We start from the raw sequence: 22,469 nt of genomic DNA on the forward strand, positions 1-22,469 counted from the left end.
GAACGCGGACGATGTATCCAGTGTATCGGTTTGTCTCATATACGTCGGTCACCCTTTGACGAACCGCCAGACGTGGCCCCGGTCTGTCTCTACGTCGACGGTGGGCAGGTCGGTAAGCGCCGGCTCGATTATCTCCCACCACTCGTCGGCCGTCTTGCACCCGGCCGGATAGTCGGGGAACACCTCGGTGAGGAACTCGGACTTCGTCGCGTTGGGATGGTCGCTCACGTAGTCGTAGGCCGCCTGCAGCGCCTCGCGGCGCTGTTTCAGCAGCTCCCCCGAGCCGGGCAGCTCCGCGTTGGCGACCTCGGTGTCGACGGCCGGCTCGGCGACCGGCGCGCTCTCGGCGGCCGGAGCCCCCGAGTTCGGAATCGGGAGCCACCACACCCGACTCCGCGCGCCGACCTTGCGGGTCTCGAGAACTCCCCGGTCGACGAGCGCGTTCAGTTTGTTGTGGGCCGTCCGTCGCGAACACCCCAGCTCGTCCATCACGTCGTTTGCGGTCAGGGGACGAGCCGCGTCAGACCGATCACCGAAGACGGTCAACACGTCCTCCTCCGAGAACTGCGCCTCCTGTGGGGCCGACGAGGAGCCACCGGAGTCTAGTGTGGAATCGGTCATACACAGTGCTTTTCACTCGTGTGTAATATCTTTTAATCATGAACGTTGCGAGCGACCCCGCCGGACAGTAATTACACAATCTTTTTGCGGATATCCCGAGAGGTCCAACCGATGTCAGAAGTCGACGTGCTAGTCCTCGACCAGACGATTCACGGGATGTCGACGCGGAACTACCGGGACGTGCTCCGGGAGCGGTTGCCGGACATGCGGGTCGAACTCGCCGCGACCCCCTCGGAGTACGAGGAACTGCTCCCCCGGGCCAGGACGGTCACCGGGTTCGAGATAGACGCCGACGACGTGGCGCGGGCGACGAACCTCGAACGGTTCGTCTGTACGTTCGCCGGGACCGACCACCTCCCGCTCGATGCCCTCGCGGAAAACGACGTGGCCGTCTCGAACGCATCCGGCGTCCACGGCCCCAACGCCGCCGAGCAGGTGCTCGCGTACGTCCTCTCCTTTGCCCGTAACCTCGACCGGGGCTGGCGACAGAGCGACGCGGGCACGTGGAACCACTACCGGGCCGGGGAGCTGTACGGGTCGACGGTGACCGTCGTGGGCATGGGCTCTATCGGCAGCGCGATACTGGACCGGCTGGAGCCGTTCGGCGTCGACACGGTCGGTGTCCGGAACACACCCTCGAAGGGCGGCAACGCCGACGAGGTCGTCGGGTTCGGGGACGTGCCCGAGATCATGCCCCGGACGGACTACCTGATTCTGGCCTGCCCGCTCACCGAGAAGACCGAGCGGCTGGTCGACGAGGCGACGCTTGACCTGCTCTCGCCGGAGAGCGTCCTCGTCAACATCGCCCGCGGGGAGGTCGTCGAGACGGACGCGCTGGTCCGGGCGCTGCAGACGAACGAGCTCCGCGCGGCGGCCCTCGACGTGACCGACCCGGAGCCGCTCCCGGACGGCCACCCGCTCTGGAATCTGGACAACTGCCTGATAACGCCGCACAACGTCGGGCACACGCCCCGGTACTGGGACCGGATGGCCGACATCATCGTCGAGGACATCGCCTGAGACGGCTCGTTACGTTACACGACAGCATAGAAAAGCCGCGGTGTCGCCCCTCTCCGCTCGCCCGTTTCCACACACTCTGTAGCCGCGTCGGCCCACGGCGACCCGGCTACTGATTGTCCCGTGCTGGCGCCGACTCCCCGCTCACTCGATGCCGCGCCGGGTTTCGTACACGAGCCGCCAGAGTTCGTCCTCGACGTCGTCGAGTCCATCGGTCGTCTGGAGCTGCTGGTACAACCGTTCGGATACTTCGATTCCAGGCATTACGTGTACGATGCAGCCGGAACGGCAAAAGTGTACGCGGACTCGTAATCGAGTTAATTTCTCCCAGTACCCGTTCCGTTCGGCCGCTTCGTGATGATTTATGTATGGATATATACTTCAGTTACGCAATGTCAGTAGCTTGGCTGACCGCAGTGGGTGCCAGTGACATCGATACCGTCGGCGGGAAGGCTGCATCGCTGGGCGAGTTGACCGAACACGGTCTCCCGATTCCCGACGGGTTCACCGTCACGGCGGACACCTATCGGCGCTTTATCACCGAGACGGGAATCGCCGAGGAGCTGTTCGCGGCGATAGACATCGACGTGGAGGATTCCCGCGCGCTGGCCGAGGCCGAACAGCAGGCGCGGAAACTGATTCTCGACGCCCCGTGGCCCGAGGAAATCCGGTCGGACGTGCTCGCGGCCTTCGACGACCTCGGCGAGGACTCGGTCGTCGCCGTTCGCTCCTCGGCCACCGCCGAGGACCTGCCGGACGCGAGCTTTGCCGGCCAGCAGGACACCTATCTCAACATCACCCGCGAGGACCTGCTTGACCGTATCAAGCGCTGCTGGGCGTCGCTTTTCACCCAGCGGGCGCTGTACTACCGCGAGGAGCAGGGGTTCGACCACGCCGAGGTTGACATCGCGGTCGTCGTCCAGCGGATGGTCGACGCCGACAAGTCGGGCGTCCTCTTTACCAGCCACCCCTCGACCGGCGAGCGACAGCTCACCGTCGAGGCCGCCTGGGGGCTGGGCGAGGCCGTCGTCTCCGGCTCCGTCTCGCCCGACCACTACACCTACGACCGGGAGACCGACGCCGTCGAGTCGGTGACGGTCTCGACGAAGAAGGTGATGCACGTCAGAGACGCCGAGACGGGCGAGACAATCGAGACGGAGGTCCCCGAGGCAAAGCGGGACGAACGCGTCCTCTCCGACGAGGAGCTACACGACCTGAGCGAAATCGGCGAACTCGTCGAGGAGCACTACGGGGAGCCACAGGACGTCGAGTGGGCAATCAGTGACGGTAGCATCTACCTCCTGCAGTCCCGCCCGATAACGACTATCGACGCTGAGACGGCGGCGTCGGACGACGACGGGAGTCAGGCGCCCGGAGCGAACGACGGGGAAGACGACGCCGTCCTCGTGGACGGACTCGGTGCGAGCCCGGGAACGGCCACCGGGACGGTCCGGGTCGTCGGCACCCTCGACCAGCTCGACAAGGTGAATCAGGGGGACATAATCGTCACGGAGATGACGACGCCGGACATGGTGCCCGCGATGAAACGCGCCGGGGCGCTGGTCACCGACGAGGGCGGGATGACCAGTCACGCCGCGATCGTCTCCCGCGAGCTCGGGGTGCCCGCCGTCGTCGGCGCCGAGACGGGGACGTCGACGCTTACCGACGACCAGCTCGTCAGCGTCGACGGCGACCGGGGAATCGTGGCCGATGGCCAGCAGGCCCCCGCCAGCGACGGGGAGAGCGAGAGCCAGCAGTCCGCGGCGGCGGGTGGCCCGGCCGCAAAGCCGATGACCGCGACGGACATCAAGGTGAACGTCTCGATTCCCGAGGCAGCCGAGCGGGCCGCCAGCACGGGCGCCGACGGCGTCGGGCTGCTCCGGATGGAACACATGGTGTTGTCCACGAACGAGACGCCGGCTCACTACGTCGCGAACCACGGCGAATCGGCGTTCATCAACACGCTGGTCGACGGGATGCGGACCGTCGCCGAGGCGTTCTACCCCCGCCCGGTCCGCATCCGGACCCTCGACGCCCCGACCGACGAGTTCCGCAAGCTGGAGGGCGGCGAGGACGAGCCAGCCGAGCACAACCCGATGCTGGGCTACCGCGGTATCCGGCGGTCGCTCGACGAGCCCGAGACCTTCCGGCTGCAGCTGCGGGCGTTCCAGAAGCTCTACGGGATGGGCTATGACAACGTCGAGCTGATGTTCCCACTGGTCAACGACGGCGAGGACGTCCGACGGGCCCGCGAACAGATGGAGGCCGTCGGCATCAACCCCGACAAGCGCGACTGGGGCGCGATGGTCGAGACGCCCGCCAGCGCGCTGTGTGCCGAGGACATCTGTGAAGCCGGCGTCGACTTCGTCTCCTTCGGGACGAACGACCTCACACAGTACACGCTCGCGGTCGACCGCAACAACGGCACCGTCGCCGACCGCTACGACGAGCTCCACCCCGCCGTCGTCCGCCTAATGTGCGAGACGATAGCCACCTGCCGGGACCACGACGTCGCGACGAGCATCTGCGGACAGGCCGCCTCGAACCCGAAGATGATACAGGAGCTCGTCGACGCCGGTATCAGCTCGATAAGCGTCAACGTCGACGCCGTACACGACGCCCAGCGCGAGGCGAAACGCGTCGAGCAACACCTCATCCTCGAATCGGTTCGGGAGTGAGTCACGGCCGGCACCCATAGAGCGAGCGGGGCGGCGCGGAGACGGGGAGTCGTCCCATCTGTGTGCCGACGAAACATCGGACTAGCTACCCTATATTTCTAATATTTTCTGTTAGTTCCATATTTCTTATCTTTCTTCTGGAACGGGTCCCGGCAGCGTGTGGGCTGGTCGTCGTACGAACGGCTTGAGCGCCGATATCTCGACATGACAGCCCTCTTGTCCGCTATACGGGGCCACGACGTCGGCCAGGTAACCAGCGACGCGGTAGGGAAAGACAGCGTATCCGTAGCTGCCGTTCAGTTCCTGTATCGCCCGTTCCACGTTGTTTCTACTCCGCGGTGAGTGTCGGCTGCGATACGGCCGCCCAGCCGCGGCCAGACGGTGCGGCAAACAGCCCCTCGGAATATATGTAATATTTCAGTATATGATAGTATTAGTATCTTTTTCTCGGGACCCCGGAGATAGCGCGTGGGCACCGTCGGCGAGCCCGACCGCGCCACCCCACGTTCGGTCGGCCACCAGTAACTTCCGAAAGTTCTTACGGGGGACTCATAATACGTGTGGCACGGAGCGGCGCCGGACTGTGGGCACACCCCTCCACCCGTCCACGTGTGGTCCCCGACACGCAACGGCGCTGCGTATCGATGCCGCCGACCACGTCGTCGCGGACAGCGACCCCCGAGCACCGGTCAACGGATAGCATGAGCGATAGTTCACCACACGACTCGGAGCGCGGCCAAGAGCCGGCCGTCGAGTTCACACTGTCCGGCGTCCGGAGCGGCTTCACCGAGGGGACTCCCATCGCGCTCGGCGTCGCCGGCTACGGCGTCGTCTTCGGGGTGCTCGCCCGCCAGGCCGGGCTGAGCGTCGCCGAGGCCGCGCTGATGAGCGCGACGGTTCTGGCCGGCGCGGCGCAGGTCATCACCATCGAACTGTGGGACACGCCGATCCCCGTGCTCGCGGTCATCGGGACGACGTTCGTGGTCAACCTCCGCTACGCCTTGATGGGCGCAGCGCTGCGGCCGTGGTTCAGCCAGCTCTCCCCGGCGAAGGCCTACGGGAGCGTCTTCTTCACCGCGGACGAGAACTGGGCGCTGACGATGGGGGAGCTGCGGTCCGGCAGTCGGAAAGGGGCGTACCTCCTCGGGAGCGGGCTCGCCATCTGGGTGTTCTGGGTCCTCTCGACGGTCGTCGGCGCGGTCGCCGGGAGCGTCGTCAGCGACCCGGCGACCTACGGGCTCGACTTCGTGCTCACGGCGGTGTTCGTCGCGATTGCCGTCGGGCTCTGGGACGGGACCGCTGATTTCGGCCCGTGGGCGACCGCCTTCGCCGTCGCCGTACTCGGCGCCGAGTTCCTCCCCGGCCGCTGGTACATCCTGCTGGGCGGTCTCGCCGGCTGTCTCGTGGAGGTGGTTCGCTTCGATGGTTGACCTCCACCTCGGTCCGTCCGTCGTCGCGGTCATCGTCGGCATGGCCGTCGTGACCTACGTCACGAAAGCGGGCGGCCTCTGGGTCCTCAACCGCGTCACGGTCTCGGACCGGGTGGAAGCCGGGCTCGACGTGTTGCCCGGGGCCATCATCGTCTCGATTCTCGGCCCCGAACTGCTGGACGCGGGCCCCGTGGAGTGGGGGGCGTCGGCCGTCGTCCTCGTCGTGATGGTTCGGACCGAAAACGTCCTGCTCGCGCTTCTCAGCGGTCTCGCGGTCGTGCTCTCCCTGCGGGCGGTCGTGTAGCGGTGTCGGGCCCGGCGATAGACCGGGCGTGCGACAGGCGCTCAGGCGTCGTCGACCGGTTCCCTGTCCGCCAGCCGGATATCGAGGTCCGGCTGGACGCCGAGCCGACCACACAGGTCCCAGATCGTCGCCGCGTTGCTCGAAACGGCGGGCACGTCGAAGGCCGCTTCCAGCGACGCCAGCGCCGACACCGACCAGTAGTTCGTACACGAGAGAAACAGCGCGTCCGCGTCCGGCGCGTCAGAGAGCACGTCGCGGCCCTGCTGCTTTGCGTCCGACGGGCTCAGTTTCCCGATAGCGGTGTTCTCGACGATGTCGCGCCCGTCGAGGGAGACGACCTCGAAGCCGTTCCCGGTCAGGTACTCCCGTTCCAGCTCGTTTAGCTCCGCGGCGTACGGCGTCGCGACGGCGACCCGGTCCACGTTCAGCGCGTCGAGCGCGCGGACGACCGAAAGCGCGGTCGCGACCGCCGGGGCGGCGGCGGCCTCGGACAGCCGAGACTCCAGTTGTGCGTCGAACCCGGAGCCGTGCAGCAGGCTGCCGGTGGTACAGGCGTAGGCGACGCCGTCGACCGACGCGTCCGAGAGCAGCGAGGCCGCCCGGTCGGCGTCGTCGGCCATCGCGTCGAGTTCCGTCGCCGTCACGTCTTCGAGGGGCATCCGCGCCGCGTGGACGGTACACGTCTCGGGGAGCGCATGTCGGAACTCCGGTTCGGCAGTCGTGTTCGAGGAGGGGACGACGATGCCGACGCGGCTCACGAGCCGTCCACCTTCCCGTCGCGGCGGTCGCGCTCTCTGGCGTCCGGGTCGCGGTCGTCGGGGTCGCCGTGCCCGCCGCCACCCGGCGTCAGAATCGAGACGGTCGTGCCCGCCTCGACGTCGAGCGACGCCTTCGCGGGGACCGCCTCGCCGTCGATGCGGTTCTCACCGGTCGCGCCGTCCTCGCCGCCGTTCACGCCGGCGGGGGCGGTCCGCCGGCGCTCGGTCAGCAGCGAGACGGTCGCGTCGGTCTCGACAGTCACGGTCCGTTCGAGGCCGAGCCCGCCCCGATGCCGGCCGTCGCCGCCGCTTGCCGGGCGGAGCGCGTACCGCTCGACGCGGAGCGGGTACTCGGTCTCCATCGACTCGACGGGCGTGTTGAGCGTGTTCGTCATCCCGACCTGGACGCCGTCCATCCCGTCTTTGGTCGGACGGCCGCCGAAACCGCCGCCGATGGTCTCGTAGTAGGTGAACTCCCCGCTCCGGTCACCGATGATGAGGTTGTTCATCGTCCCCTGGCCGCCGGCGGGGACCGTCTCCGGGACCGCCTCGGCCAGCGCCGCCAGCGTGACATCCGTGACCCGCTGGCTCGTCTCGACGTTGCCGCCGACGACCGCTGCCGGGGGGTTCGGGTTGAGGACGGAGCCGTCCGGTGCCGACACGGAGACCGGCTCGTAGCAGCCGTGGTTGGGCGGAATCTCGGGGTCGGTGACCGCGCGGACGACGAAGTAGACCGCGCTCTTGGCCACCGACAGCGGCGCGTTCAGGTTACCCGCCACCTGGTCGGCCGTCCCGGCGAAGTCGACGTCTATCGACGCGCCGTCGACGGTGACGGCGACCTGTATCGGGATGTCCGCGTCGGTCACGCCGTCCCCTTCGAGTACGTCACTCGCCCGGTACCGGCCGTCGGGAAGCTCGGCGAGTTCGGCCTCGACGCGGTCCCGGGAGTACTCGATGACGGCGTCGAACGCGTCCAGCAGCGTCTCCCCGTGTTCGTCCAGAAGCTCGCCGATGCGTTCCTCCGCCCGGTCGTTGGCGGCCCGCTGGGCCCGCAGGTCCGCCGCCCGCTCGTCCGGCGTCCGGACGTTGGCGCGGATGAGGTCGTGGACCGCCGCGTTGGGCTCGCCGCCGTCGACGAGCCGGACCGCCGGCAGTCGGAGCCCCTCCTCGTAGACCTCCCGGGAGCCCGGGGGCATACTGCCGGGCGCGCTGCCGCCGACGTCGGCGTGGTGGGCCCGCGAGACCGCAAAGCCGATGACCTCGTCGCGGGGGGCAATCGTCGAGACCAGCGTGATATCGGGGAGGTGGGTCCCGCCGGCGAAGGGGTCGTTGACGATGAAGACGTCGCCCGGCTGGGGGTCCTTTTCGAGGACGGTCTCGACCGCGTCGGGCATCGCGCCCAGATGGACCGGGATGTGTTCGGCCTGTGCGACCATCCGGCCTGACGCGTCAAAGAGCGCGGTCGAGCAGTCCTGTCGCTCCTTGATGTTCGGGGAGTACGCGCCCCGGATGAGCACGTGGCCCATCTCCGTGGCGACGCTCTCAAGCTGGTTTCGGAGTATCTCCAGGGTCACCGGGTCGATATCCGTCGTCGATTCGCCGCTGTCAGCGCTGTGTTCGTCGCTCATGTGTCTCCCCCCTCCGCCAGCAGCGCACCGTCCTCGCGCACCTGTACCTGCCACGTCGGCGGGACGACGATGGTGCTCTCGTCGCCCTCGACGATGGCCGGCCCGTCGACCGTCTCGCCGGGCGCTAATCGCTCGCGCCCGTAGACCGGCGTCTCGTGGACGCCGTCGGCAAACGCCGCCTCGCGGGTCCCCTTCCGCGCGTCCCCGCCGCCGGCGTAGTCCAGCGAGGGCTCGCTCCGGGAGACCGTCGTCGTCACGCGGCAGTTGACCAGTTCGACCGGCTCGTCGGCCCGGTAGCCGTAGGCGGAGTCGTGTGCGTCGCCGAACCGGCGGCTCGCCTCCTCGGCGTCGAACGGGCGGTCGACGTCCACGGTGAGTTCGAAGCTCTGCCCGGCGTATCTGAGGTCCGCCGAGCACCGCACGGTCGCGTTCGTCCGGTCGCTGACCTCCGCCAGCAGTTCCGAGGTCAGGTCCTCGTAGACGGCGTCGACGGCGTCGGGGTCGACGTCGTCCAGCGGGCGCTGGAACGTCCGGACCGCGTCGCGCTTCTCGTCGGCCGCGAGCAGCCCGTACGCCGAGAGGACGCCGGAGGCGCGGGGAATTATCACCCGGTCGATGTCGAGGCCGTCGGCGATGGAGATGGCGTGCATCGGCCCGGCGCCGCCGAAGGCGACGAGGCCGAACTTCCGGGGGTCATAGCCCCGCTCGACGGTCACCGAGCGGATCGCCCGGGTCATGTTCGCGTTCGCGACCCGGTAGACCCCGCGGGCGGCCGCCAGCGGCCCGTCCATCCCCGCCTCGTCGGCCAGGTCGGCCAGCGCGTCGTGAGCGGCCGCCTCGTCCAGCGACATCTCGCCGCCGAGGCTCGTACTGCCTCCGATATACCCCAGGACGAGGTTCGCGTCCGTGACCGTCGGCTCCGTCCCGCCCTTACCGTAGCAGGCGGGACCCGGCTCGGCGCCGGCCGAGCGCGGCCCGATACGGAGCGCGCCGCCGGCGTCGACCCAGGCGATGGAGCCGCCGCCGGCGCCGACGGTCTCGATGTCGACCATCGGCGTCTTTATCGGCCGGTCGTTGATGACGCCCGTCGTCGTCCGCTCGGCGTCGCCGTCGCGGACGAGGCTCACGTCGCTGGAGGTCCCGCCCATGTCGAACGTGACGAGCCCCGAGAGGTCGCTGCCGTCGTCGGCCGCCATCGCGCTCGCGCCCACGACCCCCGCGGCGGGGCCCGAGAGGACGGTCGAGACGGCGTTTTGCCTGACCGTCTCGGCGTCGGTGATGCCGCCGTTTGCCTGCATGATGCGGGGCTGTGGGACGCCCCGGTCCCGCGCGCGCTCGGTCAGGTGACTTACGTACCGGTCTATCGCCGGCCGGACGTACGCGTCGACGGCGGTCGTCGAGGTCCGCTCGTACTCGCGGAACTCGGCGAGGACCTCGTGTGAGGCCGACACGGGGACGTCGAGTTCCGCCCGCAGTATCTCCGCGACGCGGGCCTCGTTCTCGGGGTGGGCGTAGGCGTGCAGCAGCGAGACGGCGACGGCCTCGATATCCGCCTCGCGAATCTCGTCGGCGACCGCCTCCACCGCCGCGTCGTCGACTGGCTGTTCGACCCCGTCGGTCGTCGTCCGCTCGTCGACCTCGAACCGGTGGCGTCTGGGGACGAGCGGCGTCGGCTTCTCCGCGCCGAGGTCGTACAGCGACGGCCGGTCCTGCCGGCCGATCTCCAGTACGTCGCCAAAGCCCTCAGTGGCGACGAGGGCCGTCTTCGCGCCGTCTTCCTCCAGAAGCGCGTTGACCGACACCGTCATCGCGTGGGAGAACTCGTCTAGGCTCTCGGGGTCGATGCCGGCCGACTCGCAGGCCTTCTCGATGCCGGCCATCACGCCCTCGCTCTGGTCGTCGGTGCTCGGGACCTTCGCGGTCACGAGCTCGCCGTCAAGCGAGAGACACACGTCGGTGAACGTCCCGCCGACGTCGACGCCGATTCGTCGGCCGGCCATCATAGCACCCCGGCGACGCTCAGGAGCGTTCGGACGCCCAGCCAGACGACGATGAGCGTCACAATCGCCCCGAGAGTGTTCGCTATCGGCCCGTTCGTGTACTCGCCGAGGAGGTCCTCCTGGTTCATCGCGTAGATCAGGAAGATAGCGACGATGGGGAGCAGGATCCCGTTGACCACCTGAGCGAACACGATGATCTCGACGGGGCTCCCGCCCAGCAGCACGGAGAGCACGCCGACGCTCAAGATTGTCCCCCAGACGGCCCGGAACCGCGTGCTCTTCATGTCGGAGTCCCAGCCCAACGCGCCCGTGGTGGCCCACGCGCCCGCGAGCGGTGCCGTCGTCGCGCTCGTGAACCCGGCGGCGAACAGTCCGATGCTGAAGAACAGCTCCGCGTAGGGACCCGCCAGCGGCCGGAGCTGTTCGGCCATCTGCCCGACGTCGCTGATCTGTGTCCCCGGCTCGAAAGCGGCGGCCGCGGTGACCATGATCGTGATAGTGATCACCCCGCCGACGACGATAGAGAGTATCGTGTCGGTCCGGGAGTGGCCGATGTCCGACGGTCCGTCCCACCGTTCCTGGACGTTGCTCGCGTGCAGGAACAGGTTGTAGCCGACGATGGTCGTCCCGATGAGCCCCGTGATGAGATACAGCGAGCCGGAGGGAACGCCCGGAACGAAGCCCATCGCTATCGCGCCGAAGTCCGGCCCGATGAGGGCCGCCGACGCGACGAAGGAAATAGCCATCACGGCGACGAGACCGACGAGCGCCCGCTCTATCAGTTTGTACCGGCCAGTGTAGAGCAACACGCCCGCAACCAGCCCCATGATAGCCCCCCAGACGGTCGAGCTAACGCCGGTGATCGTCGCGAGCCCGGCGGCCCCGCCGAGGATGTTGCCGGCCTCGTAGGCCGCGGTCCCGACGCCGATCGCGCCCACGACCAGGAAGATGCTCACGTACTCGACGATCTGGTTGTCGAACCGCTCGCGCAGCGCCTCGCCCAGGCCCTCGCCGGAGACGAGGCCGAGCCGCGCGCTCATCTCCTGGAGGACGATGGTCGCGACGATCGAGAACACGATCGTCCAGAGGAGCGCGTAGCCAAACTCCGCGCCGGTGACACTCGCCGTGGTAACCGTTCCGGGGCCGATGAAGGCGGCCGCGACCATGGCGCCCGGACCGATAGTTTTGAGTCGTTGTATGAGAGACATTGTCTAGTTGGTATTCAGTAACACGGAGAGAGGATTCCATCAAGAAGGTTGTTGAGAGGTGTGTGCATCTATCACATCACGAGTATGAGAGCGAGGAGTATTTTCAACACAGATGTGCGTCGATAAGAAGTAGGGTGTCAGTTCGTTTCCGTAAACCGCACCTTCGAGACGCTCTCCTCGATTGTGACGTCAAAGGGGAGGTCGGTGACGCTGCCGCGGATGAACCTGACCATGAGCCACCGCAGCGATTCGGACGGGAAGACGACGTGGTAACTCCCCGCCTCGGCCCGACGAACGGTCAGGAACCCACACAGCGAGAGCCAGTCGAGGACGTCCCCCAGCGAGTCGAACCGCTGTACGTACTCCTGGGCGTGGTACTGTGCGACCTGGTCTATCATCCCGAGAAACTCCTCGTCCCGGTCGTCGGGGTCGTCCATCTGGCTCAGGAACACGTGCAGCAGGTCCACGTCGAGGAGCACGTGTTCGCCGGTCGAGAGCATCTCGTAGTAGGTCTGCAAGTGGTCGCTGTCGCTCGTCCTCGCGGAGTCGAAGTTGGCCGCGTAGAACGTGATCGCCTCGCGAATCAGTTCGCTTCGACTGTCGTCGGTCTGTTCGGCCAGCCCTTCGAGTGCGCTCTTTGCGTCGTCGTCGAGAGAAACAGTGACACGGTCGCCAGGCATACTTCCCATCACGGCCGGGGGGACTTATAGTATGTGCGGGGCAAGTCCCGACTTCGAAATCCTTAGGTTCGCTGCTCGCTGGGTGGGTAGTACAGCGCCGCAGGCCGCAGCGTACCTATGACAGACAACACACCAACCGCCAACGAGCGTATCCTCCTCGACGTAATCGGAAACATCCCGGCCGAGTGGGACCTCGATATCACGTACCCGACGCTACCCGACGTGACCCATCAGTTCCCGTCGCTTCCGGAGCTAGTACTCACCGCCGTCGACGAGACGGGCACACACGAGGTCGCGGTCAGAGCGGTCATCACCGACGAGCAGGTCTTCCACGGCTACGTCGTCACGACCACCTGTCCCGAGTCCGGCATCCTCACGGCGGCGTGCCGGGAGCGTCGTCTCACCTCGCTCTCTCACGAGGAACTGCTCGCCAAGGGCGTCAGTATCACACACCACGCCGACGTTCACCCGGGCAGCGACGCGGCGGCCGCACAGTCGCTCTCCCTGTCGGCAGCAGCCAGCCTCGCGGGCTACTACGTGGTCAGCACCGAGACGGACGCCGTGTCCGGCGACGACCGCGTCCAGAAGACGGTTTCGGCGGCCGACGACTAGCGGCTACTCCGTACCCCGTCGCTGACGGCCCAGTGCCGGGAAACTCGTCCCGATCCACGCGTTCCGAGCCGCCCGCTTCGCGACGGCCGGGCCGTCCCTAGGAGTCCTCGTCCAGTTGCGCTTGCCACTCCTGGACTTTCGCCAGCAGCTCCACCGGCGGCGTCTCGTTGACATCGAGGTCCTGTAGCTCCTCTAGTACGTCCTCGGTCGCCGGGTCGGTGGCGCCGTCCGTGGCGACCGGGTCGGTCTCGGTCGTGCCGTCGTCGAACTGCCCCGACGAGAGGTCGAAGACGGCCTGGGTCGTGTCCGCGCCGTCGCTCTCTCCGCCCCTGACCTCGATGGCCTTGTCCTCGCGCAGCCGGTCAAGCACCTCCCGAGAGCGGTCGACGACCGGCTCGGGAACGCCGGCCAGGTCGGCGACGTGGACGCCGTAGGAGCGGTTCGTCGGCCCGTCCCTGACGGTGCGCATGAACGTCACGTCGCCGTCGGTCTCGTCGGCCGCGACGTGGACGTTCTGGACGGTCGGGAGCGACTCGCCCAGGGAGGTGAGCTCGTGGTAGTGTGTCGCAAAGAGCGTCTTCGCGCGGACGGTGGTCGCGATGTACTCCGTGGCCGCCCAGGCGATAGAGATACCGTCAAACGTCGCGGTCCCGCGGCCGACCTCGTCTAAGATGATGAGCGAGTCCTCGGTCGCCGAGTGGAGGATGTTCGACAGCTCCTGCATCTCGACCATGAAGGTAGACCGCCCCTGGGCGAGTTCGTCCAGCGCGCCGACGCGGGTGTAGATACCGTCGACGAGCCCGACCGTCGCCGCACGCGCGGGGACGAAACTGCCGGTCTGGGCCAGCAGCGTGATGAGCGCGGCCTGGCGCATGTAGGTCGACTTCCCGCTCATGTTCGGCCCGGTGACGATGAGGAAGTCCCGCTCCCCGGGCCGCATTTCGAGGTCGTTGGGGACGAACTCGGTGGTCTGCTCGACGACGGGGTGGCGGCCGGCCTCGATGTCGAGGTCGCCGTCGTCGGTCAGCTCGGGCCGTGTCCAGTCGTTCTCGACGGCGTGGACCGAAAGCGACGCCAGCGTGTCGACCTCGGCCAGCGCCCGGCCCACGTCCTGTAACAGCGCCGCGTGGCCGGCGACCCGCTCGCGCAACTGCTCGAACAGCTCGTGTTCCATCTCGTACCGGCGTTCCTCCAGTCGGAGCACGTCCCGCTCGCGCTCGTCGAGTTCGGGGATGGTGTAGCGTTTGGAGTTTTTGAGCGTCTTTATCTCCTCGTAGTCGTCGGGAACCTGGTCCGTCTCGCTTTTCCCGACCTGGATGTAGTAGCCGTCCGTCTTGTTGCGGTCGACCGAGAGGTGCGTGATACCGGTCCGCTCTTTCTCGCGGTCGGGCAGTGTCTCCAGCCACTCCAGGGCCGCCTCGTGTTCCTCGATGACGGCGTCGAGGTTGTCGTCGTACCCCCGAGCGAAGAGCCCGCCCTGTGTGACGGTGCCGGGCGGGTCCTCGACCAGGGCGGCGTCCAGTTCGGCGGCGAGGTCGGCGGCAGCCTCGCGGTCGGCGCCCGCGAGCACGTCGGCGAGTGGCGAGTCGGCCAGGCGCTCGGTCTCGGCGACGGCGTCGGCCACCGCGGCGAGCAGGCCGAGCGTGTCCTCTATCGCACGGAGGTCACGGGCGTCGGCGCTGCCCGAGGTCGCCCGCGCCGCGAGCCGTTCGAGGTCGTAGGCCGCCCCGAGAGTCTCCCGAATCGCCTCGCGGGCCATCGCCTCCCGGGTCAGCGCCGCGACGGCGCGCTGGCGGCGGACGAGTTCGCCCCGCTCGCGGCGGGGCCGCTGGAGCCACCGTTTCAGCAGGCGCCCGCCGGCGGCCGTGACGGTGTGGTCGACGGTCGCAAACAGCGACCCCGCCGAGTCGCCCTGCATCGTCTCGGTGAGTTCGAGGTTGCGCTGGGTGGTCGCGTCCAGCGCGACGTGGTCGCGGGCGCCGTAGGCCCGCAAGCGAGTGACCGCGGCCAGCGTCCCGACGCCGGTCTCCTCGACGTAGGCGAGGACGGCGCCGGCGGCCGCGATGGCCGCGTCGTCGTCCGCGACGCCGACGCTCGACAGCGTCTCGGCGCCGAACTGCTCGCGCACCCGGTGGCGCGCCCGACCCGGCTCGAACGACTCCGTGGCGTGCAGTGAGACGGCGGCCGCCGAGCGCTCGTCCAGGGCCGCCAGGAACTCGTCGTCGGTCCGGAGGTCGGGGCCCGGCAACACCTCCGCGGGGGAGAACGTGTACAGCTCGGTCAGGGCCGCGCTCGCGTCGGCGTCGTCCAGCTGGGTGACCTGGAACCGGCCCGTCGTCACGTCGGCGACCGCGAGGCCGTAGGTGTCCCCGTCGGCGCCCCGGCCGCCGTCGTGGCGGACCACCGCCGCGAGGTGCTGGGCGCTGTCGTCGCCGGTCGCCAGATGGGTTCCCGGCGTCACCACGCGGGTTATCTCCCGGGCGTGGCCGTCCGCGGTCTCGTGCTGGTCGGCCACCGCCACCCGATACCCCCGTTCGACCAGCGCGGAGACGTACGGGGTCAAATCGTCCACCGGGACGCCGGCCATCGGATACTGCGAGCCGTGGGAGGACTTCTGGCTCACTTTCAGGTCCAGCTCGGCGGCCACCAGCTCGGCGTCGTCGGCGAAGAACTCGTAGAAGTCGCCACACTGCATCGCGAGAACGTCGGCGTCGGTCTCCTCCTTGAGCGCGAGGAACTCGCCGACGATGCCCGTCGCCTCTGTCATACCCGTCCGTGTGGGTCTGCCCGGCGTAAGGATTGCGGGTCGGGGCGCACTCGGGGCCCGACCCCGCCCGTCACCGCGGCGCCTCGGCAAGCAAGTATATTACTCGCGACCCGTAAGCGGCGCGTAATGCGCAGGACGGACCGCGGGTGGGTCATCGGAGCGCTCACACTGCTTCTCGTCGTGTCGATGGCCGGGAGTGCCGCCGCTTTCGGGGGGGCTACCCCGTCCGCGTCGGCCGCCGAGCCGACCGGACAGACAGCCCTCTCCGGGTCGGATGCCCCGGCGACAGACCGCTCGCTCGGGGCCGCCAACGCGACACAGACCGACGACGACATCGTCCGGACCAGCAGCTACGCGCTGACGCCCGACCGGCCGGGGTCGGTGCGGGTAACGCTCACCTACCGGCTCCCCGACCGGGTTCGGTCGCTGCGGACGCACCTCGTCGACGACGGGACCGTCACCAGCACGAACGGGTTCGACCGGGTCAACGACACGACCTACGACTGGGACGAGTCGACGTCGACGCCGAGTATCACCGTCCGGTTCAACCCGAACGAGACGACTAGCAAGACCGGTCCCGAGGCCGCTTCCGGTCAGTATCTCTTCGCCGATACCGGCGAGTGGGCGCTGCTCAGGCAGTTCCGGACATCCAGCAGTTACAGTTACACCAAGCCCGAGCCGGGCGTGGACCGGCGAGTGCGAACGGACGGCCCGGGCGCGGCGGGCGACCGCATCGTCTTCCTCGGCGACGTTCGGACCGTCGAGCGGACACAGAACGGCCAGACGTTCCGGCTGGTGGTCCCCGAGGCGGCGGAGCTGAGCGAGTCACCCGAGGCCGTTCTGGACTCGCTGACCAACGCCTCACGGACCCTGCGAGTCGGGAACCGCGACGAGACGGTCGTCGGCTTCGCGGCGCCGACCGACCGGGTCGAGTGGGGGGTCCGGGGGCTGGCGACCGGCGATTCGGAGTTCTGGGTGCGGGACTTCGAGCGGTTGGGCGAGCCGGCCAACGTCTGGCTCCATGAATACGTCCACACGCGGCAGGCGTTCCGGACGACCAGCGAGACGCGGTGGCTCACCGAGGCGACCGCCCAGTACTACGCCGCCCAGCTGACGCTCGAACAGGGGCGTATCGACTTCGAGGCGTTCAGACGCGAGCTCGCCCGCGGCGAGCGCTCGACTTACGACGGCGTCGTGCTCTCGTCGCCGTCGACGTGGACGGCCAACGCCAACTACGTGAAGGGGGCGCTGGCGGCGGGGCGGCTCGACCTGGCGCTTCGGGAGGGGACAAACCGGTCCGCGACGCTCCAGCAGGTGGTGCACGAACTGAACGAGGGCGGGCAACCGGTGACACAGACCGGGTTCCTCGGCGCCGTCGAGGCCGCCGGCGGGGCCGACTCCCGGTCGACGGCCGCCGAGCTATCGGAGACGAGCGAGCGGCTCTCGATGTGGAACCAGCGGACCCACTCGCGGCTGTTCGGACCGGTGCCGGCACAGATACGCTACGGGCTCCCGTCCGGGGCGGACGGCTACCGGGCGAGCGGGCCCTACCGGAACGACACCCTGTCGACGCCGGTCCGGCTGGCGACCGGCGAGCGGCTGACCGTCGACACCGTCGTCGAGAACACCGGCGGCGAGACGGGCGCGTACAACGCCACGCTGACCGTCGACGGGCGCGCCGTCGCGTCGGCGTCGGGCGAGCTAGACGCGGAGAGCGACCGGACGGTCCCGCTCTCGTACACGTTCGACCGGCCCGGCGAGTACACGCTGGGCGCGGGCGGGGAGACGGCCACGGTCGTCGTCGAGGAGCCGGCCGAGCCGACCGTCAGCGAGGTCAGCGTGGACAGCGAACGGGTCCGGGCGGGCGAGAGCGTCCGGGTCACGGCGACGGTGCGAAACGACGCGGCGGTGCCAGCGAACGGCACTGTCACGTTCACGCGGGACGGCGAGCCGGTCGCCGAGCGGGCGGTCACCCTGTCGCCGGGGGCGACGACCGAACTGTCGGCCGACATCGAGTTGCCGACCGCCGGGACGGCACGGCTCGGCGCGGGGTCGGCGACGCCGGTGACGGTGACGGTCGCCACACCGACCGACGGACCGGCGGGAACGAGCGGGGGGAGCGGGCCGGGCTTTACCGCTCCCGTCGCCGTGCTGGCGGCCGCGCTGGCGTTGCTGGCGCGGCGAAGATAAAAGTCGGGACGGCCGTACAGTCCTCACTACGCGAGGCGGCCGTTGATAAACTGGTGTACGACAGAACGAGCCGTTCGCCGTCGCGCGAACGACGGGCGAAGAATTATGCGCTTGTCCGCTCGGAGGCGGGGCCTACTTCGACGGCGTAGTCCGACTGGAGCCACGCCTCGGGGTTGTCCGTGTCGTAGACGACGACGTCGCCGTCGCCGGTCGTGAAAGCGCCGTACTGCTCGTCTGCCTGCTGGGTGTTACTGGGGGCCGATGCCATTGTGCAGGTGTTGCATGGGAGGTTCTACCATATAAGCCTTTTCCGGACTCCATATAGAGTGTTATTATCATACTAGGACAGGGCGGCCCAGCCGCGGTCACAGCCGGTCCAGCGGCAACGGGGGGAGTCGGCACCACTTTGGGGGCCCCGGCCGAGACACCGGCTATGCAACGGACAGAGTCGCCGGTGACGCCGCCGGTCGTGCTCACTATCGCGGGGAGCGACTCGGGCGGCGGGGCCGGTATCCAGGCCGACCTGAAGACCATCGAGGCCGGCGGGGCCTTCGGTACCAGCGCCATTACGAGCGTCACTGCACAGAACACCGCGGGCGTCCGGGGGAGCCACCTCCTTCCGACCGACGACATCGCGGCCCAGATAGGCGCCGTGCTGGATGATTTCGATGTGAGCGCGGTCAAGACCGGGATGCTCGCGACGGGCGAGGTCATCGACCTCGTGGTAGAGCGGGCGGCCGACCTCCCGAATCTGGTCGTCGACCCGGTGATGGTCGCGGCGTCGGGCGACCGGCTGCTTGCCGCCGAGGCCGAGGACGCCTACGAGACGCTGGTCGCGGCGTCGGCGCTCGTGACGCCAAACGCCGACGAGGCCGAGGTCCTGACCGGGCGAGATATCGCTGACCCTGACGACGCGGCCGCGGCGGGACGGGACCTCGTGGAGATGGGTGCCGACGCCGCGCTGGTCAAGGGCGGCCACGTCCCCGGTGGCGCGGTCGTGGACGTGCTGGTGACCGACGACGCGACGACCGAGTTCCGCCACGACCGGGTCGACACCGACGCGACCCACGGCTCGGGCTGTACGCTCTCGTCGGCCATCGCGACCCGACTGGCCCACGGCGACGGGCTGGAGACGGCGGTCGCCGGCGGCATCGACCTCCTCGGGCGGGCGGTCCGGTACAACATAGACGTGGGCGAGGGGCCCGGCGCGGTCCACCACGCGGTCACACTCCGGGACGACGCCGCCCGCGAGCCGACAGCCGAGGCCGTAGAGAGCGTCGTCGCGGCTCTGACCGGGAACAAACTGGCCCCGCTGGTCCCCGAGTCGGGGATGGCCGTCGCGGGCGCGACCCCCCACGCCGAGCGGCCCGACGAGGTCGCCGCGGTCGACGGGCGCATCACGCTGACGATGGCCGGCCCGCGGCCGAACCATGGCGTCCGCTTTGGCGCCGAACCCGACCTGGCCCGGAGCCTGCTTGCGGTGCGGGAACGCGACCCGACGCGCCGGTTCGCGGTCACCTGCCGACTGCCCGACGACGAGACCGCGCTCGACGGGCTCGACGGCCCCGTCGCGTCGGTGGCCGACGGCGAGCGCGAGGCGGGCACCGCGCCCGAGGGGCGGATAGAGGCGGCGTTTGCGGGCGTCGACGGCTCGCCGGTCGCCGTCGTCGACCCCGGCGCGGTCGGCGTCGAGGGGCGGGTGCTGGTGCTCGCCGACGGCGCGGCCACGGTGACAGAACGAGTCGAAAAGATACTGGACGCGGTCGGATAAGTCGAGTCCCCGCCGGTTGATGGCTGGCTCGGGGGACGGGAACCAGCCGAGAACGCGTTACAGCGCCGATGTGAGCCGGACCTCGTCGTCGGTGACCTCGGCGACCTGGTCGGAGCTGAGCGCGTAGTCGTCCTCGCCGACGTCGTTCCAGCCCAGCGAGGACATTATCTTGTCGGTCATGCCGGCGTCCGGGTCGACGTAGGCCTCTCCGCCGCGAAAGCCCGAGATGACGCCGATCTGGTCGCCGTCGTGGTTCACTACTTTCTTCCCCTCGTCCGTTTCGGTGAGTTGGGAGTCTGCCATCGCAGTGGCTCTCGGGGGAGCGACGGTATTGTTATACTGAGCGAACCGAGTTCGGACCGGGCCTGCCCGCGTTAGTCGCTGCGGTACTCCTTCCGGAACCCCTGGAACTCCGTCCGGTGGGCCTCCTCGTCGGTGAGGATAGTCACGGCGATGTCCTCGGTGACGGGGTCGTCGTTTTCCTCCGCCGCGTCGATGAGGTCGCGGTAGGTCCCGATGGCGTCCTCCTCGGCGTCGAGGACGCCCTCGATGACCGTGATGACGTCCGTCGAGTCCTCGGGCGGCTGCAGGGAGTCCTGCCGGGCGACGAACTCCGCCGACCCCGGCGGCTGGGCCCCGAGCTGTTTCAGCCGCTGGCCGAGCAGTTCGGCGTGGCCGAGTTCCTCCTGGATGTCGGTCTGGAGGCTCTCCTTTATCTCCTCGGCGCGGACGCCGTCGAGGACGATGGCGTTTGTCTGGTAGTTCATCACGGTCTCTATCTCGTCGCTGTACGCCTCGCGCAGCAGTTCGATGACGCGGTCGTTCGCCATACAGCTGTTTGTCGTCTCACACGTAAACGTATACGGACGCCAACGTGTCGGTAATAGTCCCCAATATGCTGTTATGAGAGTCTTACCCTGCAGTAGCAGGTGGCTGTGCAAACCTACTATCAAGTAAGCAACTCTATCCGAAAGGGTAATCCGTCCCATCCACCCTGTGTCGGGTAGCTGTGACCCCCTGGCCCGAACGGGCGGCGACCGACCCGCGACTCGACGAGACACACCTCGAACGCGTCGACAGCGTCGTCCTCGTCGGCGTCCTCCATGACCACCCCGCGAGCATCTATCGAGTGCGGACCGCCATCGAGGCGGTTGACCCCGACGCGCTCGCGCTCGAACTGCCCCCAGTTGCGGTACCACTCGCCGTCCAGCAGGCGGCCGACGAGCACACGCCGCCGGCGCTGGGCGGGGAGATGAGCGCCGCCGTCCAGGCCGCCGACACCGACCGCGTCGTCGGTATCGACGGTCCCTCGACCGGGTTCCTGCGCTATCTCGCCGCCGAACTGTACGCGGAGCGTGCTGACCCGGACACCGTCCGGAAGACGGCCGCAGGGCTCCGCTCGGTCACGTCACGAGCCCTCAGGCGGCGAGTCGCGGCCGCCGTGACGGCGCTGACGGCGGTACATGTCGCCGTCGACCCGCCCACGACCTACGACACCGCCCGGACGGACGACCCGGCCCGTCAGGCCGAGGAAGAGCGACGACGTATCGACACCGCCCGGTCGATGCTCCGGACCTTCGGGTCGCCGCCCGCGGCCGCCATCCGTCGGGCGGCCCGCGAGCAGTATATGGCCGACCGACTGGCGGCGCTCGGCGGGACGGCGGAGGTGGTAGCGGTCGTCGGGCGAGCCCACCTCGACGCCGTCGCCGGCCACCTGCGCGACGGCGCGTGACCCCCGAGCGGCTGTGCATCGCCCGCACACGACCGACGCCTGTTCTTGCCGGTCGAGCGGATACGGGGCGTATGAGTGAGCAACAGGCCAGCCAGCGGATTACCGTCTACTCGGACTACGTCTGCCCGTTTTGCTATCTCGGCCGGGCGTCCCTAGAGCAGTACCAGGAAACACGTGAGGAGTCACTGGAGATAGACTGGCGTCCCTTCGACCTCCGGAGCGGGCAACGGCGCGAGGACGGCACTATCGACCACAGCGTCGACACCGGCAAAGACGAGGAGTACTTCGAGGAGGCCAAACAGGGCGTCCGTCGCCTCCAGGAGAAATACGACGTTGAGATGGACCTCGACATGGCCACGGATATCGACTCACTGCCCGCACAGGTCGTCTCCTACGCGCTCAAAGACAGCGAGGACTACGAGACGTGGCTGGCGTTCGACGAGGCGGTGCTGGACGCGCTCTGGCGGGACGGGCGCGACATCGGCGACGCCGAGGTGCTGGCCGACATCGCCGAGTCGGTGGGTATCGACCCCGAGCGCGTCCGTGAGCTACTCGCAGACGAGACCCACCGCGAGGCGGTCCACGAGCAGTTCCGCCGGGCACAGCAACAGGGCGTCACCGGCGTCCCGACGTTCGCCTACGACGGCCACGCCGCTCGCGGGGCGGTGCCACCGGCACAGCTCGAACGGTTGGTAGAGGGCGTCTGAAAAGGACTCTACTGGCCGCGACGGCCGGTTCGCGCGTCGACACGCATCTCCACGTAGCGGCGGCTCCACGTGTCGAGGTGAGCGCGTATCGACCGCAGTACGCTCGCGAAAGCGCCGTCCGTCGGGGCCGGATCAGTCGCATCTGTCTCGTCGTGTGACTGCTCCACTGCAGTTGGCCCTTCGGGATAGCTCATTACGATAGGCTCTACCACACCCGCGATAATAAACATTAGGGACTCGTTTTCGCACATGCGGCCGCGAAAGGTATTCCCGGGCGAGCAGCCGGAACGCGGGGAATTCCACACGAATCATCCCGACAGATTGCGGAGAGAACAACGGTTTTATACTCCAATTCCCAACAGAGGA

At 68.4% G+C, this 22,469-nt stretch carries 20 protein-coding genes; 9 read left to right on the forward strand and 11 right to left on the reverse strand.

The window, feature by feature from the left end:
* Nucleotides 1-48 precede the first annotated feature (48 nt).
* Nucleotides 49-621: an ArsR family transcriptional regulator gene (locus VJ162_RS07920; RefSeq protein WP_324663538.1), complete on the reverse strand. Its 573-nt coding sequence runs from the start codon at nt 619-621 to the stop codon at nt 49-51.
* 111 nt (nt 622-732) lie between these two features.
* Here VJ162_RS07920 and VJ162_RS07925 point away from each other — a divergent pair, with 111 nt between their 5' ends.
* The 4 genes from VJ162_RS07925 (at nt 733) to VJ162_RS07940 (ending at nt 6,050) form a co-directional block, all read left to right on the forward strand.
* Nucleotides 733-1,641 carry a D-2-hydroxyacid dehydrogenase gene (locus tag VJ162_RS07925; RefSeq protein WP_324663540.1) on the forward strand — a complete coding sequence of 303 codons (909 nt, stop codon included), beginning with the start codon at nt 733-735 and terminating at the stop codon, nt 1,639-1,641.
* 389 nt (nt 1,642-2,030) lie between these two features.
* On the forward strand, nt 2,031-4,316 hold the full coding sequence (gene ppsA / locus VJ162_RS07930; RefSeq protein WP_324663542.1) for a phosphoenolpyruvate synthase: 2,286 nt from the start codon (nt 2,031-2,033) through the stop codon (nt 4,314-4,316).
* A 701-nt stretch (nt 4,317-5,017) separates the two neighbouring features.
* Nucleotides 5,018-5,746, forward strand: coding sequence for an AzlC family ABC transporter permease (locus VJ162_RS07935; RefSeq protein ID WP_324663544.1), 729 nt, complete (start codon nt 5,018-5,020; stop codon nt 5,744-5,746).
* Entirely contained in the window at nt 5,739-6,050 is a 312-nt protein-coding gene (locus VJ162_RS07940; RefSeq protein ID WP_324663546.1) for an AzlD family protein, read from the forward strand. The genes VJ162_RS07935 and VJ162_RS07940 overlap by 8 nt, the downstream gene beginning before the upstream one ends.
* 41 nt (nt 6,051-6,091) lie before the next feature.
* On the opposite strand, the gene VJ162_RS07945 is transcribed toward VJ162_RS07940, so the two are convergent.
* The 5 genes from VJ162_RS07945 to VJ162_RS07965 all read right to left on the reverse strand — a co-directional run bounded on the left by VJ162_RS07945 (nt 6,092) and on the right by VJ162_RS07965 (nt 12,324).
* On the reverse strand, nt 6,092-6,808 hold the full coding sequence (locus tag VJ162_RS07945) for a maleate cis-trans isomerase family protein (protein WP_324663549.1): 717 nt from the start codon (nt 6,806-6,808) through the stop codon (nt 6,092-6,094).
* On the reverse strand, nt 6,805-8,436 hold the full coding sequence (locus tag VJ162_RS07950) for a hydantoinase B/oxoprolinase family protein (protein WP_324663550.1): 1,632 nt from the start codon (nt 8,434-8,436) through the stop codon (nt 6,805-6,807). Before VJ162_RS07950 ends, VJ162_RS07945 begins: the two co-directional genes overlap by 4 nt.
* Nucleotides 8,433-10,436: a hydantoinase/oxoprolinase family protein gene (locus VJ162_RS07955; protein ID WP_324663552.1), complete on the reverse strand. Its 2,004-nt coding sequence runs from the start codon at nt 10,434-10,436 to the stop codon at nt 8,433-8,435. Before VJ162_RS07955 ends, VJ162_RS07950 begins: the two co-directional genes overlap by 4 nt.
* A complete protein-coding gene (locus VJ162_RS07960) occupies nt 10,436-11,644 on the reverse strand; it encodes an Nramp family divalent metal transporter (protein WP_324663553.1) in 1,209 nt (402 codons plus the stop codon). The genes VJ162_RS07955 and VJ162_RS07960 overlap by 1 nt, the downstream gene beginning before the upstream one ends.
* Before the next feature lie 137 nt (nt 11,645-11,781).
* Nucleotides 11,782-12,324 carry a ribbon-helix-helix protein, CopG family gene (locus VJ162_RS07965; protein ID WP_324663555.1) on the reverse strand — a complete coding sequence of 181 codons (543 nt, stop codon included), beginning with the start codon at nt 12,322-12,324 and terminating at the stop codon, nt 11,782-11,784.
* Nucleotides 12,325-12,441: 117 nt separating this feature from the next.
* Between VJ162_RS07965 and VJ162_RS07970 the strand changes: the two genes are divergently transcribed.
* Nucleotides 12,442-12,936, forward strand: coding sequence for a hypothetical protein (locus VJ162_RS07970; protein WP_324663557.1), 495 nt, complete (start codon nt 12,442-12,444; stop codon nt 12,934-12,936).
* Between the two features lie 97 nt (nt 12,937-13,033).
* On the opposite strand, the gene mutS is transcribed toward VJ162_RS07970, so the two are convergent.
* The gene (gene mutS, locus VJ162_RS07975; protein WP_324663559.1) at nt 13,034-15,703 is read right to left on the reverse strand and encodes a DNA mismatch repair protein MutS; all 2,670 of its coding nucleotides are present in this window, start codon (nt 15,701-15,703) and stop codon (nt 13,034-13,036) included.
* A gap of 126 nt (nt 15,704-15,829) precedes the next feature.
* On the opposite strand from mutS, the gene VJ162_RS07980 reads away from it, so the two are divergent.
* On the forward strand, nt 15,830-17,893 hold the full coding sequence (locus VJ162_RS07980; protein WP_324663561.1) for a M61 metallopeptidase family protein: 2,064 nt from the start codon (nt 15,830-15,832) through the stop codon (nt 17,891-17,893).
* A gap of 103 nt (nt 17,894-17,996) precedes the next feature.
* Here VJ162_RS07980 and VJ162_RS07985 read toward each other — a convergent pair whose 3' ends face one another.
* Nucleotides 17,997-18,161 carry a DUF7331 family protein gene (locus tag VJ162_RS07985; protein ID WP_262175070.1) on the reverse strand — a complete coding sequence of 55 codons (165 nt, stop codon included), beginning with the start codon at nt 18,159-18,161 and terminating at the stop codon, nt 17,997-17,999.
* A gap of 165 nt (nt 18,162-18,326) precedes the next feature.
* On the opposite strand from VJ162_RS07985, the gene thiD reads away from it, so the two are divergent.
* Nucleotides 18,327-19,664 (forward strand): bifunctional hydroxymethylpyrimidine kinase/phosphomethylpyrimidine kinase, encoded by a 1,338-nt coding sequence (thiD, locus tag VJ162_RS07990; RefSeq protein ID WP_324663565.1) that lies wholly within the window; start codon nt 18,327-18,329, stop codon nt 19,662-19,664.
* 57 nt (nt 19,665-19,721) lie between these two features.
* On the opposite strand, the gene VJ162_RS07995 is transcribed toward thiD, so the two are convergent.
* Nucleotides 19,722-19,967, reverse strand: a complete 246-nt coding sequence (locus VJ162_RS07995; RefSeq protein WP_324663567.1) for a PRC-barrel domain containing protein — start codon at nt 19,965-19,967, stop codon at nt 19,722-19,724.
* A gap of 71 nt (nt 19,968-20,038) precedes the next feature.
* Nucleotides 20,039-20,494, reverse strand: a complete 456-nt coding sequence (locus VJ162_RS08000; RefSeq protein WP_324663569.1) for a ferritin-like domain-containing protein — start codon at nt 20,492-20,494, stop codon at nt 20,039-20,041.
* A 179-nt stretch (nt 20,495-20,673) separates the two neighbouring features.
* On the opposite strand from VJ162_RS08000, the gene VJ162_RS08005 reads away from it, so the two are divergent.
* Both VJ162_RS08005 and VJ162_RS08010 read left to right on the forward strand, forming a co-directional pair.
* Nucleotides 20,674-21,396: a hypothetical protein gene (locus VJ162_RS08005; protein WP_324663571.1), complete on the forward strand. Its 723-nt coding sequence runs from the start codon at nt 20,674-20,676 to the stop codon at nt 21,394-21,396.
* Nucleotides 21,397-21,467: 71 nt separating this feature from the next.
* Nucleotides 21,468-22,103, forward strand: coding sequence for a DsbA family oxidoreductase (locus tag VJ162_RS08010; protein WP_324663573.1), 636 nt, complete (start codon nt 21,468-21,470; stop codon nt 22,101-22,103).
* Between the two features lie 8 nt (nt 22,104-22,111).
* Here VJ162_RS08010 and VJ162_RS08015 read toward each other — a convergent pair whose 3' ends face one another.
* On the reverse strand, nt 22,112-22,297 hold the full coding sequence (locus VJ162_RS08015) for a hypothetical protein (RefSeq protein ID WP_324663575.1): 186 nt from the start codon (nt 22,295-22,297) through the stop codon (nt 22,112-22,114).
* Nucleotides 22,298-22,469 lie beyond the last annotated feature (172 nt).

The organism is Haloarcula sediminis (assembly GCF_035656455.1).
Lineage (GTDB): Archaea > Halobacteriota > Halobacteria > Halobacteriales > Haloarculaceae > Haloarcula > Haloarcula sediminis.